Source organism: Methylobacterium sp. DB0501, assembly GCF_011043735.1.
In the GTDB taxonomy this organism is placed as follows: Bacteria; Pseudomonadota; Alphaproteobacteria; order Rhizobiales; family Beijerinckiaceae; genus Methylobacterium; species Methylobacterium alsaeris.
On sequence record NZ_JAAKGV010000003.1, the window covers coordinates 58013 to 73466 of the forward strand.

Here is a 15454-nt window from a genome sequence, read left to right on the forward strand (position 1 = left end):
ACCGGGCACCCGCAGAGGGGGGAGGGTTCAGGGCGGCGTGCCTCCGTCAGGGCGGCCACCCCATGACCGACCCCGCCCGCATCCCCGTCATCGTCGGCATCGGCGAGGTCGCCGACCGGCCCGATACGCCCGGCCGTGGCCTGATCGGCCCCGAACCCGCCGCCCTGATGGCCGAGGCCCTGGCCCGCGCCGATGCGGATGCCGGCGGCGGCTGGCTCGCCCGCATCGCCTCGCTCGACGTCGTCAATGCGGTGTCCTGGCCCTATGCCGACCTGCCGGCCCGGGTCGCCGACCTGATCGGCCATCGACCGGCGCGCCTCGCCTACGGCCCGGTCGGCGGCGAGACGCCGGTCCGTTTCCTGCACGAGGCGGCCATGCGCATCGCCCGCGGCGAGGTCGCGGTGGCGGCCGTGTGCAGCGGCGAGGCGGAGCACAGCGCGAGTGCCGCGCGGCGCGCCGGAGCGAGGCCGGAGCAGGATGCGGTGCCGCCCTGGACCGCACCGGATCCCGCCTGGACCAACCCGCGGGTGCGCGACTACCTCCACCCCCAGGCCCTGCGCCACGGCCTGTCGCAGCCGGTCGTCGTCTACCCGCTCTACGAGACCGCCCTCCAGGCCGCCTGGGGACAGACCCCGCGCCGGGGACGCGACGAATCGGCCGCCCTGTGGTCGGCGATGTCCCGGGTCGCGGCGGAGAACCCGCAGGGCTGGCTGCGCCGCCCCTTCACGGCGGAGGAGATCGCCACGCCGTCGCCCGCCAACCGGCCGATCGCCTGGCCCTATCCGAAGCTGATGGTCGCCAACCCCGTGGTGAACCAGGGGGCGGGCCTGATCGTGACCAATCTGGCGCTCGCCCGCGCCGCCGGGATCCCGGAGCACCGCGCGGTGCCGATCGGCCCCGGCGCCGCGGCGGCCGAACCGCGCGACTGGCTCGCCCGCGACCGCTTCGACCACGCTCCGGCCCAGGACGCGGTGCTGGCCGAGACCCTGCGCCGGGCCGGCCTCGCGCCCGCGGAGCTGGCCTCGATCGAGCTCTACAGCTGCTTTCCCTGCGTGCCCAAGATGGCGCGCCGCCGCCTCGGCCTGCCCGACGACGCCGTGCCGACGGTGGCGGGCGGGCTGACCTTCTTCGGCGCGCCGCTCAACGGCTATATGGCGCACGCCGCCTGCGCGATGGTCCGGCGGTTGCGCGAGGCGCCGGGCGCGGCCGGCCTGCTCTACGGCCAGGGCGAGTTCGTCACCAAGCACCACGCCCTGGCGCTCGGCGGCCGGCCGCGCAGGCCCGCCGACGCGCCGGTCTCGGTCCAGGACACGGCGGATGCCCGCCGCGGGCCGGTGCCGCCTGTCGTCGAGGCGGCGACGGGCCGCGCCGTGATCGAGACCCACACGGTCCTGTTCGATCGCGAGGGAGCGCCCCAGAAAGGCGTCGTCGTGCTGCGCCAGGGCCCGTCGCGTCTCCTGGCCCGGGTGCCCGCCGCCGACCGCGCCACCCTCGGCCGGCTCACCGACCTCGACCGCTCGCCGGTCGGCCTCGACGGCCGGTTGCGCACGGCCCCCGACGGGCTCCTCGAATGGGAGGCGGCATGACGGCCGATCCGGTCCTCGTCGAGCGCCTCGGCGACCACGTCGCGGTGGTGGTCCTGAACCGGCCGCAGGCGCGCAACGCCGTCGATCCGGCGCTGGCCCGCGCCCTCGCGCAGGCGGTCGCCGCGACCGAGGCCGACGAGACGGTCCGCGCGGTGGTGCTCGCCGGCCGCGGCCCGGCCTTCTGCGCCGGGGCCGACCTGACGGTGATCGCGGCGGGCGGCGCCGACGATCTCTGGACAGGGGAGGGCGGGTTCGCCGGCTTCGTCCACGCGCCGCGGGCCAAGCCCTGGATCGCCGCCGTGGAGGGCCCGGCTTTGGCCGGCGGCTGCGAGATCGCGCTCGCCTGCGACCTGATCGTCGCCGGCGAGGGGGCGGCCTTCGGCCTGCCGGAGGTGACCCGCGGCCTCGTCGCGGCGGCGGGCGGGCTCTACCGGCTGCCGCGGGCGCTGCCGCGGGCGATCGCCCTCGAACTCATCCTGACCGGCGGGCGGCTGGACGCCGCCCGCGCCCACGCGCTCGGCCTCGTCAACCGGCTCGTCGCGGCGGGGGCGGCCCGGGACGAGGCGGCGGCGCTGGCGACCGCGATCGCCGGCAACGCGCCGCTCGCCGTGCGCGAGAGCCTGGCGGTCGCCCGCCTCGCTCCCGATGCCGACGAGGCGGGGCTGCGGGCGGCGAGCGCCGCCGCGCGGGCCCGGGTGCAGGCCTCCGAGGATTACCGCGAGGGCCCCCGGGCCTTCGTCGAGAAGCGCTTGCCGCGCTGGACGGGGCGGTGATGCGGGACAGGCTCGATGTCCGCGGAGCGTGCCGCAGGTCATCGGGCGGCAGGCCATGCAAACCCGGTCGAACAGAATGAGGAGGGATCCCATGGGCCTACTGGACGGCAAGGTCGCGCTCGTCACCGGGGCCGGCGGCGGCATCGGGCGGGAGATCGCCCTCGCCATGGCGCTCGCCGGCGCCCGGGTGGTGGTCAACGACGTCGGCGCGAGCCTGAGCGGACTCGGCGAGACCTCGGCGACGCCGGGCGAGCAGACCCGCGCCATCATCGAGCAGCGCGGCGGTCAGGCGGTGGTCAACACCGACACCGTGGCCGAGTGGGCGGCGGCGCAAGCCATGGTGGCGACGGCCCTCGACGCCTTCGGCCGCCTCGACATCGTGGTCAACAATGCCGGCATCCTGCGCGACCAGATCTTCCACAAGATGACCCCGGAGGAATGGCTCGCCGTCATCAACGTCCACCTCAACGGCAGCTTCTTCGTCTCCCGCGCCGCCGCCGAGACCTTCCGGAAGCAGGGATCGGGGGCCTACGTCCACATGACCTCGACCTCGGGCCTGATCGGCAATATCGGCCAGGCGAACTATTCCGCGGCCAAGCTCGGCGTCGCCGCCCTGTCGAAGTCGATCGCCCTCGACATGGGCCGCTTCGGCGTGCGCTCGAACTGCATTGCGCCCTTCGCCTGGAGCCGGATGACGAGCTCGATCCCCGCCGAGACGCCGGAGCAGAAGGCTCGCGTCGCCAAGCTCCAGGCGATGGGGCCGGAGAAGAACGCGCCGCTCGCGGTCTTCCTCGCCTCCGACGCCGCGAGCGGCATCACCGGCCAGATCTTCGCCGCCCGCCACAACGAGCTGTTCGTGTTCAACCACCCCCGCCCGGTGCGCGGGGTGCACCGTTCCGAGGGCTGGACGCCGGAGACCATCGCCGAGCACGGGATGCCGGCGCTCTCGGGCCACCTCGCCCCCCTCGACCGCAGCCCCGACGTCTTCTCCTGGGATCCGGTGTGACCATGACGATCAACGGACGCGCCCACATCGTCGGGGCCTACGAGCACCCGACCCGCAAGGCCCCGGACAAGTCCGTGGCCCAGCTCCACGCCGAATCCGCCGCCGGGGCGCTGGCGGATGCGGGCCTCACCAAGGACGACGTCGACGGCTATTTCTGCGCCGGCGACGCGCCGGGGCTCGGGCCGCTGGCGATGGCCGACTACATGAACCTGCGCCTGCGCCACCTCGACAGCACGGATATCGGCGGCGCTTCCTACATCGCCCACGTGGCCCACGCGGCGCAGGCCATCGCGATGGGGCGGTGCAACGTCGCGCTGATCACGCTCGCCGGCCGGCCGCGCAGCGCCGGCCATTCCGGTACCGCGGCCCGGCCCGTGATCGCCGACGCACCCGACAGCCCGTGGGAGACGCCGTTCGGCCCGACCACCGTCAACCTCTACGCGATGTGCGCGCGGCGGCACATGCACGAGTTCGGCACGACCCCGGAGCAGCTCGCCTGGATCAAGGTCGCGGCCTCGCACCACGCGCAGCACAACCCGCACGCCATGCTGCGCGACGTGGTGAGCGTCGAGGACGTGCTGGCCTCGCCGATGGTCGCCGATCCGCTGCACCGGCTCGATTGCTGCGTCGTCAGCGACGGCGGCGGCGCACTGGTGGTGGCGCGGCCCGAGATCGCCCGCAGCCTCAAGCGCCCGCTGGTCCGGGTCATGGGAGCGGGCGAGGCGCAGAAGGGGCAACTCGGCGGCGAGGTCGACCTGACGTATTCGGCGGCCCGGATCTCCGGTCCCGCGGCCTTCGCGGAGGCCGGCGTAGCCCCGGCCGACATCCAGTACGCCTCGATCTACGACAGCTTCACCATCACGGTGCTGATGCAGCTCGAGGATCTGGGCTTCTGCGAGAAGGGGCAGGGCGGGCGCTTCGTCGCCGACGGCAACCTGATCGCCGGGACCGGCCGGCTGCCGTTCAACACCGACGGCGGCGGCCTGTGCAACAACCACCCGGCCAATCGGGGCGGGATCACCAAGGTGATCGAGGCGGTGCGCCAGCTGCGGGGCGAGGCGCATCCGGCGGTGCAGGTGAGGGATTGCGCCCTGGCCGTCGCGACCGGCATCGGCGGCCTGCTCGGCAGCCGCCACGGCGCCGCGACCCTGGTGCTGGGACGGGAGTGAGACACATGACGCAAGTTCCCCCGAACCCGATTCCCTCGACCCGTATCCCCTTGCGCGACGGCGACTGGCCCGATCCGCCGGCGAGCCCCGAAACCGCGCCCTTCGTGGAGGCGGCCCGGGAGGGCCGGTTCCTGCTGCGCCGCTGCAGAGCCTGCGGCAAGGCGCATTGGTATCCGCGGAGCTTGTGCCCGTTCTGCTTCGGGGAGACCGCCTGGGAGGAGGCGTCCGGCGACGGCACGATCTACAGCTGTACCGTGCTCGCCCGCGAGGAGCCGCCCCGCACGATCGCCTACGTCACCCTGGCCGAGGGGCCGACGATGATGACGAGCGTGGTCGATTGCGACGCCCGGGACCTGGCGGTCGGCCGGCCGGTGCGCCTCGTCTTCGCGCGCTCGCGCAACGGGACACCTGTGCCGTGCTTCCGGCCGGCCGGCACCGACGCGCCGCCGGGGACCGGTCCGGCTTCCTGAGCCGGAAGGCGCCTGCTGCGTGCGAGCGGCGCCGATGCGGGCCTCACGCCCGCCGTCCCGGGTCCCACGTCCTCGACCCGGGACGGCGCCGGCGAGCCGATGCCCGTCAGGTCGATCGATGGGATGTCCCCGGCGCCGGGTCGAAATTTGGCGTGGATTGTGAAGGAAACAATTCCTTGTTTTCTTGCGTACCTTAAGCGGGTTGCTGCATTGACGCAAGGCTTGAATTCAGCACCCCTTCGTAATCATGGCTCATTAATAATAAATTAACTTCATTAAACTAAAATACTATGAAGCGAATATCTATGGGCTTCACATGTTTAGGAACGCAACGATTCGTGCCCGGCTCTATGTCGGCTTCGGTTCATTGGTGCTGATCGCAGCCGTCATCGGCGCATTTTCAATTCAGCAACAATCGGAAATCGGGAGGCAATATGAACGCCGCTCCACCCTGGATCAGGTGGCGCGCCGGATCCTGTCGGTGCAGGGCGCGTCGATCGCGCTGACCGGAGAGGCCGAGCAGTACCGGCTCGCGCCCACCCCGGAGAAGATCGCCTCGATGGAGGCGGCGCGGCAGGGCATCGAGGCGGGGAGCCGCGACCTCGTCGAGCACGCGGTGTCCGAGGAGCGGCGCAGGATCTATGCCGCCATCCAGGGTCATGCGCGCGACCTGAAGCCCGAACTCGGGAAGCTGGTCGCCGCCGGCCGGGTGATGGCGGAGGCGAAGGCGACCCTGTTCACCGGCGGGGACGAGCTGACCCGGTCGACCTCGGCCCTCGTGGCCGAGATGCGCGCCCGCGGCACCGACGCGCAGATCCTCCAGGCCGCCGTGACCGAGAGCGCGATGCTGCTGGTCCGGGTCGCCAACTGGCGCTTCCTCGCCACCCAGGACCCGAACGGCCCGGCGACCTTCGCCACCAATGCCGGCAAGGCGGAGGTGGTGCTGAAGGCCATGCGCGCGCTCGATCCGGCGGGGTCCTTCGCCCAGCCGATTCGCGCCGTCGACCAGGCGCTCGCCGCCTATGCCGTCGCCTTTCGGGCCTACGGCGCATCGATGACGGAGAGCCAGAGCGCCTTCGCCTCCGGCATCAAGCCGCACACCGCCGCGATCGAATCCGCGGCGGGCCAGGTGCGGACCAGCATCGAGGCCGCCGTCGCCGCGATCGCCGCGGACACCCAGGCCATGGCGACCCGAACCCGGGCGGTCCAGTTCGGCCTCGTCGCCCTCGCCCTCGGCCTGGGCGCGCTGCTCGCCACCCTGATCGCCCGCAGCATCGTCCGGCCGGTCGCCGGCATGACCGCGGCGATGAAGCGGCTGGCCGCGGGCGAGACCGGGATCGACGTGCCCTCGCGCGCGGCGCGCGGCGAGATGGGCGAGATGGCGCAGGCGGTCGAGGTCTTCCGCCAGAACGCCCTCGCCCGCACCGCCCTGGAGCAGCAGCAGCGCGAGGAGCAATCCGCCCGCCAGCGCCGCGCCGACCGGGTCGACCAGCTGGTGCGGGGCTTCCAGCACAAGGTCGCGGGCTCGCTCGAGATCGTTACCTCGGCCGCCACCGAGCTCGACGCCACGGCCCGCACCATGACCGGCGTCGCCGACACCACCAGCGCCCAGGCCCAGGCCTCCAGCGCCACCGCCGAGCAGGCCTCGGCCAGCGTCCAGATGGTCGCCGCCGCCGCCGAGGAGATGGTGTCCTCGCTCCAGGAGATCGAGCGGCAGGTCCTGCGCTCGAACGAGGTCGCCGGCAGTGCCGCCCGCGAGGCCGCGGCGACCGATTCGGCCATGGCGAGCCTGAGCGCGGCCGCCACCCAGATCGGCGCCGCCGTCGCGACGATCACCGCCATCGCCGACCAGACCAACCTGCTCGCGCTCAACGCCACGATCGAGGCCGCCCGCGCCGGCGTGGCGGGGCGAGGCTTCGCGGTCGTCGCCGCCGAAGTGAAGGAGCTCGCCGCCCAGACCTCCCGGGCGACCGTCGAGATCGGCGGCCAGATCACGGCGATCCAGGCCGCCACCGGCCAGGCGGCCGGCGCCATGGGGCAGATCGGCCGGACGATCACGGCGATGAACGAGATCAGCGGCCTGATCGCCGCGACGGTGACCGAGCAGACCGCCGCCACCGCCGAGATCTCGCGCAACGCCGCGCAGGCCGCGCAGGGCACCCAGGACGTGTCCGCGGCGATGAGCGGGGTCCTCGGCTCGGCGGGCGAGACCGGCAGCGCCGCCTCGCAGGTGCTGATGGCGGCGGCCGAGCTCGCCACCCAGTCGCTCGCCGTCAAGCAGGAGGTCGACGGCTTCCTGCACGACATCCAGGCGGCGTGACGGCCTCAGCGGATTTCGCGTGAGCGGAGCCCGGCTTCCAGAAGCACAGGTCGTCGGGAAGGACGCGGACAGCGTCCCGCGTCATCCCGCACCGTCCGCCGCCTCCGGATTCCGGGCTCCGCTGGAGTGCCGCCCGATCGCCTCGCAATCGGGCGGCACTCCAAGTATGTGATTTTGCAGCATTGTCTGAGACGAGCCGGTATCCGCGTCGTCGGAAAATGCCCTCAGGCGGTCCCGGAATGACCAGGAGGGCGTCCATGGCCGGTGGGATATGGCCGATGGAATCAGGCCGTCCACCGGCATCCCGGACCAGGGAATCCTATCCCCGCCGCAGCAGGAACACCCCCTGCGTGCCCACCAGGTTCCATACCCACCACGGCAGGGCGAAGCGCATCGGATGGCCCGAGGCGTCCAGCGCCGAGGCGCGCTCGATCCGGGCGCCGACCAGGCGGCACAGGCCGACGAAGTCGCGGATGGTGCAGTGGTGGATGTTCGGGGTCTCGTACCAGGGATCGGGCAGGGTGTCGGTCACCGGCATCCGGCCGCGCAGCAGCAACTCGCTGCGCACCCGCCAATGGCCGAAATTCGGGAACGACACGATCGCGTGGCGGCCGATCCGCAAGAGGTGCTCCAGCACCGCCTTGGGCTGGCGCGTCGCCTGGATCGTCTGCGACAGGATCACGTAGTCGAAGGCGTCGTCCGGGTAGGCCGCGAGGTCGGTGTCGGCGTCGCCCTGGATCACCGGCAGGCCGAGCGCCAGGCAGGCGTTGACGCCCTGGCGCGACAGCTCGATGCCGCGGCCGTCGACGCCGCGGCGGTCGCGCAGGAGCGCGAGCAGCGAGCCGTCGCCGCAGCCGACGTCGAGCACCCGGGATCCCGGCTCGACGAGGTTCAGCATCACCAGATGGTCGATGCGCGAGGAGCCGGTCGCGTCCTGGGGCAGGACCGCCGGGGCGAGGGAGGCGGTGACGGCGCTCACAGGCCGCGCTCCCGGGCGGCGGCGTCGATGAAGCCGCGGGCGGCCGAGATCATCGCCGGCTCGTCGAGCAGGAAGGCGTCGTGGCCCTTGTCGCTCTCCACCTCGACGAAGGCGACCGGGGCCGCCGCGGCGTTGAGCGCGTGGACGATCGCCCGCGAATCGGCGGTCGGGAACAGCCAGTCGGAGGTGAAGGACACGATGCAGAACCGGGTCCTGGTGCCCCGGAAGGCGTTGGCCAACACGCCGCCGTGGTCGGCGGCGAGGTCGAAATAGTCCATCGCCCGGGTGAGGTAGAGGTAGGCGTTGGCGTCGAACCGCTCGACGAAGGTGATGCCCTGGTGGCGCAGGTAGCTCTCGATCTGGAAGTCGGCGTCGAACGAGAAGGTCGGGGCGTCCCGGTCCTGGAGCCGGCGGCCGAACTTGCGGTGGAGGGCGGGCTCCGACAGGTAGGTGATGTGCGCGCCCATCCGGGCGACGCCGAGCCCCTTGGCCGGCCGCGTGCCGACATCGAGGTAGCGCCCGCCATGCCAGTTCGGATCGGCCAGGATCGCCTGCCGGCCGACCTCGTGGAAGGCGATGTTCTGGGCCGAGTGGCGCGCCCCCGTGGCGATCGGCATCGCGGCGAAGACCCGCTCGGGGTAGCTCGCCGCCCATTGCAGCACCTGCATCCCGCCCATCGAGCCGCCGATGCACAGGAACAGGTCCTTGATGCCGAGCCGGTCGAGCAGCATCGCCTGGCCGCGCACCATGTCGCGGATGGTCACCAGCGGGAAGTCGAGGCCGTAGGCCCGGCCGGTCGCCGGATTGAGCGAGGCCGGCCCGGTCGTGCCCATGCAGGAGCCGACCACGTTGGCGCAGATCACGAAGTAGCGGTCGGTGTCGACCGGCTTGCCGGGGCCGACCAGGCGGTCCCACCAGCCGCCCTTGCCGGTGACCGGATGGGTGTTGGCGACGTGCTGGTCGCCGGTCAGCGCGTGGCAGACCAGCACCGCGTTGCTGCGCGCCGCGTTGAGGGTGCCGGCGGTCTGGTAGGCGATCTGCCAGGGCGCCAGGTCCACGCCCGCATCCATCGCCAGCGGCGCATCGGCTTCGAACCGGGCGACGGGGCTCGTCGGCTCGTCCGCCTGGGAGGCGGATTCGGGGCCGGGCTTCAGGAGTGGTGTGGCCATGCTTCTCACGGGGCTGTCGCCGGGCGGCGGGCTTGACGAGGCGTTGGCGGAAAAACCGGAAGCGGTTCGTTCTCCAAACCGGACCGGCCGTTAAAGCGTCCAAAAATTCCGCTTCGACGGACGAAAGAGGTAGGGCTTCGCTGTCGCGCCGTCAATCGACGGAAGGGCTTTCTCCCGCGCGGCCCGTCATGGCGGCCCTGGCCCGCGGGCGCGGGCAGTCGTAAGACGGATCTTCCCGCCGCTTCGCCCCGTATCGCCATGACGTCGACCCCGCCCGCCGACCTCGCCGCCCTCCGGGCCGACATCGACCGCATCGATTCGGCGATGCACGACCTCCTGATGGAGCGCGGCCGGATCATCGACCGGCTGATCGCCGTCAAGAAGACCTCCGCCTCCGGCTCGGCCTTCCGGCCCGGCCGCGAGGCCTCGATGATGCGCATGATCGCCGAGCGCCACCGGGGCCTCCTCCCCCTCGACACGGTGGAGGGGATCTGGCGCGTCATCATCGCGACCTTCACCTACGTCCAGGCGCCGTTCGCGGTCCACGCCGACGTCTCGGGCGGCGACGCGCCGATGCGCGACTCGGCCCGGTTCCATTTCGGCTTCACGGTGCCGTACCGGCCGCATCCGAGCGCCGCCGCGGTGATCGCGGCGGTGGCCGCCTCCCGCGGCGATCTCGGGGTCTTCCGCCTCGACCAGGGGGTGACGGCGGGCGCCTGGTGGCGCCAGCTCGCCGGGCCCGGCCGGCCGAAGGTGATCGCCCGGCTGCCCTTCATCGAGCGGCCCGGCCACCCGGCCGGCACTCCGGTCTTCTGCATCGCCAAGCCCCTCGACGACCCGGCTGCTGCCCAGCGCGACTGGGTGCTCTACGCCGCCCGGTTCGAGCGCTGGCACGACGACGCGGCGGAGGCGGTGGCGGAACTGGGCGGCGAGGTGGTGGCGAGCGCCGGTGTCGGCGGAGGCCTGAGCCAGCTCCTGGCGCTGCCCGGGAGCGTGAGCCCGGAGGAGGCGCGGATGGCGCTCGCGGAGGCGGGCGCGCCGCCGCGGGACTTCGACGAGATCGGCAGCCACGCGGCGCGGTTCCGGGTGGGGGCCGAGTAGAGAAAGATCGCCGTTCGGGCTTCCGTATCAAAATCAGGCGCGGGATCCCCTCTCCCAAGTGGGAGAGGGGATCCCGCGCCTTAATTCTTTGTCGTGCGTCAGGCCGTCGTGCCGAGCCGACGGTTGAGACCGAGCGCGCCCAGCGTGCAGACCGCGCCGGACAAGAGGTACACCCCGACCCACGGCAGGCCGAGATGGCTCGACGTGTAGAGCGCGACGAGCGGCGCGAAGCCGGCGCCGACGAGCCAGGCGAGGTCCGAGGTCAGCGCCGAGCCGGTATAGCGGTACTTGGTCCCGAAATTCTCCGCGATGGCGCCCGAGCTCTGGCCGTAGGCGAGGCCGAGCAGCGCGAAGCCGACCACCACGAAGATCGTCTGGCCGGGCATGCTGTCGCCGAACAGCAGCGGGGCGACGATGCTGCCGATGGCGAACAGCCCGATCAGCGCGGCGGCGAGCGCGATGGTGGAGCGCCGCCCGATCTGGTCGGCGATCAGGCCGGACATGATGATCGTCATCGTGCAGATGACCGCGCCGGCGAACTGCACCATCAGGAACTCGCCGACCGAGCGGCCGGTGAACAGGCTGATCCAGCTGACCGGGAACACGGTCACGAGATGGAACAGGGCGTAGCCGGCGAGCGGCACGAAGGCGCCGACTAGGATGTTGCCGCCGTTGGTCCGCACCGTCTCGACGACCGGCTCGGGCTCGAGCTCGTCGGCCTCGAGCAGGCGGCGGAACTCTTCCGTCGCGACGAGGCGCAGGCGCGCGAACAGGGCCACGACGTTGATGGTGAAGGCGACGAAGAACGGATAGCGCCAGCCGAAGCCCATGAAGTCGGCATCCGACAGCTGCAGCTCGAAGAACGCGAACAGCCCGCTCGCCAGCATGAAGCCGACCGGCGCGCCGAGCTGCGGCAGCATCGCGTACCAGCCGCGGCGGCTCTTCGGCGCGTTGAGGGCGAGGAGCGACGCGAGCCCGTCCCAGGCGCCGCCCAGCGCCAGGCCCTGGCCGATCCGGCACGTCGCCAGCAGCACCGCCGACCAGTGCCCGATCGTCTCGTAGCCCGGCAGGAAGGCGATGAGGCAGGTCGAGAGGCCGAGCAGGAACAGCGCGATGGTGAGCTTGGTCGCCCGGCCGTAGCGCCGGTCGACCGCCATGAACAGCACCGAGCCGACCGGCCGGGCCACGAAGGCGAGGGCGAACAGCCCGAAGGAATACAGCGTGCCGGTCACCGGCTCGGCCCACGGGAAGACCAGGCGCGGGAAGACCAGCACGCAGGCGAGGCCGAACACGAAGAAGTCGAAGAACTCGGAGGTGCGGCCGATGATGACCCCGAGGGCGATCTCGCCGGGCGCGACGTGTCCCGGCTCCGACGAGACCAGGCGGGCATCCCGTTCCGGCTTGGAGGAGGAGGCGGCGGCGTCGTCCGCCGTGATCGTGGCCATATCGGAATCCTGCTTCGTCACTCTACGAAGGACCCTTCCTTAGAGGAGAACCGGCCCTCGGGGGGCCTGGACAAAACGTCCAATCCCGCGGGACCTCCGGTGGGCGTACAGGACGGGAGCCGTATGCTGACCGTCCGGGCTGCCCGTGAAACACTTGCGCCTCCTCCTCGTACTTCCGTTCATCCTCCTTACCGGAGGATGCAATATGGTGCTCCTCTCGCCCGCGGGCGACGTGGCGCTCCAGCAGCGTAACCTGCTGATCGCCTCCACGGTGCTGATGCTCCTCATCATCGTGCCGGTGATGGCGCTCACGATCGCCTTCGCCTGGCACTACCGCGAGGGCAACAAGAAGGCCGTCTACGATCCCGATTTCCATCACTCGACCGGGCTCGAGGTGGTGATCTGGTCGGCGCCGCTCTTGATCATCGTGGCGCTCGGTGCGCTGACCTGGCTCGGCACCCACCTGCTCGATCCCTACCGGCCCGTGACGCGCATCAGCGCCTCGAAGCCGATCGTGTCGAGTGTGGGCGACCCGATGGTCTCGGGCAAGCCCCTGGTGATCCAGGTCGTCGCCCTCGACTGGAAGTGGCTGTTCCTCTACCCCGAGCAGGGCGTCGCCTCGCTCAACGAGGTCGCGGCCCCCGTCGACCGGCCGATCGAGTTCCGCATCACCTCCTCCTCGGTGATGAACTCGCTGTTCATCCCGGCGCTGGCCGGCCAGATCTACGCCATGCCGGGCATGCAGACGCGGCTCAACGCGGTGATCAACAAGGCCGGCAACTACGAGGGCTTCTCCGCCAACTACAGCGGCGCCGGGTTCTCGCACATGCGCTTCACCTTCAAGGGCGTCGACGAGGGCGATTTCAGCGCCTGGATCGACAAGGTCAAGAAGGACGGCGGCGACCTCTCCCGGGCCGATTACCTGAAGCTCGAGCGTCCGAGCGAGAAGGAGCCGGTGCGCTACTACAACGCCGTCGATGCCGGCCTCTACGACGCGATCCTCAACATGTGCGTCGACCGTACCAAGATGTGCATGCACGACATGGCGGCGATCGACGCCCGCGGCGGCGGCGGCCGCGAGGGCCTCAACACCGTGATGAGCCTCACCTACGACAAGGCCGTCCGCCGCGGCACCGGCGCGACCCAGCAGGCGACCTTCGTCACCGCGCTCTGCACGCCGGCCGACGCCTACGGCCTCGGCACATCCTCGCTCAGCACCTCCTCGCTCGGCGATTCCTCGGCGGCCTCCGCCGCTGCGACGCCGCGCCTGAACTGAGCCTCCTCCGCCGGACCGGCGACCGGTTCGGCGGCCGACGACGATGCGGGAACGAGGAGCCTTTCGGAATCGCCCCGTGCGGTTCCGCCCGGCCCGGACCCCGACGAAGTGACCTGCACTCCAGGCTGAGCCATGAACTCCGAACCCAACCCGATCGACACCTACCCGCATTGGTGGCGGCTGCTGTTCGGCCGCTTCACCCTCGAATCCCTGCCGCTCCACGAGCCGATCGTGGTGGTGACCTTCATCGCGGTCGCCATCGGCGGCCTCGCCGTCCTCGGGCTCATCACCCGCTACAAGCTGTGGGGCGTGCTCTGGCGCGACTGGTTCACCAGCGTCGACCACAAGAAGATCGGGATCATGTACATGGTCCTGGGCCTCGTCATGCTGCTGCGCGGCTTCGCCGACGCGGTGCTGATGCGCTCGCAGCAGGCCCTCGCCCATGGCGGCTCCGACGGCTTCCTGCCGCCGCACCACTACGACCAGATCTTCACCGCCCACGGCGTGATCATGATCTTCTTCGTGGCGATGCCGCTGGTCACCGGGCTGATGAACTACGTCGTGCCGTTGCAGATCGGCGCGCGTGACGTCGCCTTCCCGTTCCTGAACAACTTCAGCTTCTGGATGACCACCGGCGGCGTCGTGCTGACGATGATGTCGCTGTTCATCGGCGAGTTCGCAGCCACCGGCTGGCTCGCCTACCCGCCGTTGTCGAACATCGCCTACTCGCCGAGTACCGGCGTCGACTACTACATCTGGGCGCTGCAGATCGCCGGTATCGGCACGACCTTGTCGGGGGTCAACCTGATCGCCACCATCGTCAAGATGCGGGCGCCCGGCATGTCGATGATGAAGATGCCGGTCTTCACCTGGACCTCGCTCTGCACCAACATCCTGATCGTCGCCTCGTTTCCGGTGCTCGGCGCCGTGCTGGCGCTGCTCACCCTCGACCGCTACGTCGGCACCAACTTCTTCACGAACGATCTCGGCGGCAACCCGATGATGTACGTGAACCTGATCTGGATCTGGGGCCACCCCGAGGTCTACATCCTGGTGCTGCCGGCCTTCGGCATCTTCTCCGAGGTGACGTCGACCTTCTCCGGCAAGCGCCTGTTCGGCTACGCCTCGATGGTCTACGCCACGGTCGTCATCACCATCCTGTCCTACCTGGTCTGGCTGCACCACTTCTTCACCATGGGGTCGGGGGCGAGCGTCAACTCGTTCTTCGGCATCACCACGATGATCATCTCGATCCCGACGGGCGCGAAGATCTTCAACTGGTTGTTCACCATGTATCGCGGCCGGATCCGCTTCGACCTGCCGATGATGTGGACCGTCGCCTTCATGCTGACCTTCGTCGTCGGCGGCATGACCGGCGTGCTGCTCGCCGTGCCCCCGGCCGACTTCGTCCTGCACAACTCGCTGTTCCTGGTCGCGCACTTCCACAACGTGATCATCGGCGGCGTGCTGTTCGGCCTGTTCGCCGGCATCTACTACTGGTGGCCGAAGGCCTTCGGCTTCCGCCTCGACCCGTTCTGGGGCAAGGTCTCGTTCTGGTGCTGGGTCAGCGGGTTCTGGGTGGCGTTCACGCCGCTCTACATCCTCGGCCTGATGGGCGTGACCCGGCGCATGAGCTCGTTCCCGGGACACGAGTACCAGCCGCTCTTCGTCATCGCGGCCTTCGGCGCCGTCCTGGTCGCCTGCGGCATCGCCGCGATGATCGTCCAGTTCGCCGTCAGCATCCTGCGGCGCGAGCAGCTCGCCGACCTCACCGGCGATCCCTGGGGCGGCCGCACCCTCGAATGGGCGACCTCGTCGCCGCCCCCGCCCTACAACTTCGCCTTCACGCCGATGGTGCATGACGGCGACGCCTGGTGGGACATGAAGAGCCGCGGCTACAAGCGTCCGCTCGAGGGCTACAAGGCGATCCACATGCCCAAGAACACCGGCGCGGGCGTGATCATCTCCGCCATCGCCACCGTCTTCGGCATCGCCATGGTCTGGTACGTGTGGTGGCTCGCGGCCCTCGCCTTCGTCGGCGTGATCGCGGCGACCATCATCCACACCTTCAACTACGACCGCGACTACTACATCCCGGCCGACGAGGTCGCGCGGATCGAGGCCGAGCGCACCCGCACGCTCGCCCTCGTGAAGGCCTGA

At 71.0% G+C, this 15454-nt stretch carries 12 protein-coding genes; 9 read left to right on the plus strand and 3 right to left on the minus strand.

Going from position 1 to position 15454, the window contains the following annotated elements; all coding sequences use genetic code 11:
- Nucleotides 1-62: 62 nt before the first annotated feature.
- The 6 genes from G4G93_RS05955 to G4G93_RS05980 all read left to right on the plus strand — a co-directional run bounded on the left by G4G93_RS05955 (nt 63) and on the right by G4G93_RS05980 (nt 7324).
- Nucleotides 63-1586 carry an acetyl-CoA acetyltransferase gene (locus G4G93_RS05955; protein WP_165082212.1) on the plus strand — a complete coding sequence of 508 codons (1524 nt, stop codon included), beginning with the start codon at nt 63-65 and terminating at the stop codon, nt 1584-1586.
- Nucleotides 1583-2359, plus strand: a complete 777-nt coding sequence (locus G4G93_RS05960) for an enoyl-CoA hydratase-related protein (RefSeq protein ID WP_165082214.1) — start codon at nt 1583-1585, stop codon at nt 2357-2359. The genes G4G93_RS05955 and G4G93_RS05960 overlap by 4 nt, the downstream gene beginning before the upstream one ends.
- 91 nt (nt 2360-2450) lie before the next feature.
- The gene (locus tag G4G93_RS05965) at nt 2451-3365 is read left to right on the plus strand and encodes an SDR family oxidoreductase (RefSeq protein ID WP_206289564.1); all 915 of its coding nucleotides are present in this window, start codon (nt 2451-2453) and stop codon (nt 3363-3365) included.
- Nucleotides 3366-3367: 2 nt separating this feature from the next.
- On the plus strand, nt 3368-4534 hold the full coding sequence (locus G4G93_RS05970; RefSeq protein ID WP_165082218.1) for a thiolase domain-containing protein: 1167 nt from the start codon (nt 3368-3370) through the stop codon (nt 4532-4534).
- 5 nt (nt 4535-4539) lie between these two features.
- Nucleotides 4540-5004 (plus strand): Zn-ribbon domain-containing OB-fold protein, encoded by a 465-nt coding sequence (locus tag G4G93_RS05975; RefSeq protein WP_165082220.1) that lies wholly within the window; start codon nt 4540-4542, stop codon nt 5002-5004.
- 460 nt (nt 5005-5464) lie between these two features.
- Nucleotides 5465-7324 (plus strand): HAMP domain-containing methyl-accepting chemotaxis protein, encoded by a 1860-nt coding sequence (locus tag G4G93_RS05980; protein WP_312891735.1) that lies wholly within the window; start codon nt 5465-5467, stop codon nt 7322-7324.
- Between the two features lie 319 nt (nt 7325-7643).
- Here G4G93_RS05980 and metW read toward each other — a convergent pair whose 3' ends face one another.
- A complete protein-coding gene (gene metW / locus G4G93_RS05985; RefSeq protein WP_165082224.1) occupies nt 7644-8303 on the minus strand; it encodes a methionine biosynthesis protein MetW in 660 nt (219 codons plus the stop codon).
- Complete coding sequence (locus G4G93_RS05990; protein WP_165082226.1) at nt 8300-9472, minus strand: homoserine O-acetyltransferase; 1173 nt, start codon at nt 9470-9472, stop codon at nt 8300-8302. Before G4G93_RS05990 ends, metW begins: the two co-directional genes overlap by 4 nt.
- A 258-nt stretch (nt 9473-9730) precedes the next feature.
- Here G4G93_RS05990 and G4G93_RS05995 point away from each other — a divergent pair, with 258 nt between their 5' ends.
- A complete protein-coding gene (locus G4G93_RS05995; protein ID WP_165082228.1) occupies nt 9731-10573 on the plus strand; it encodes a chorismate mutase in 843 nt (280 codons plus the stop codon).
- Nucleotides 10574-10671: 98 nt separating this feature from the next.
- Here G4G93_RS05995 and G4G93_RS06000 read toward each other — a convergent pair whose 3' ends face one another.
- Nucleotides 10672-12018: an MFS transporter gene (locus tag G4G93_RS06000; RefSeq protein ID WP_165082230.1), complete on the minus strand. Its 1347-nt coding sequence runs from the start codon at nt 12016-12018 to the stop codon at nt 10672-10674.
- Between the two features lie 145 nt (nt 12019-12163).
- Between G4G93_RS06000 and cyoA the strand changes: the two genes are divergently transcribed.
- Entirely contained in the window at nt 12164-13294 is a 1131-nt protein-coding gene (cyoA, locus tag G4G93_RS06005) for a ubiquinol oxidase subunit II (protein ID WP_165082232.1), read from the plus strand.
- A 132-nt stretch (nt 13295-13426) separates the two neighbouring features.
- On the plus strand, nt 13427-15454 hold the full coding sequence (gene cyoB, locus G4G93_RS06010; protein ID WP_165082234.1) for a cytochrome o ubiquinol oxidase subunit I: 2028 nt from the start codon (nt 13427-13429) through the stop codon (nt 15452-15454).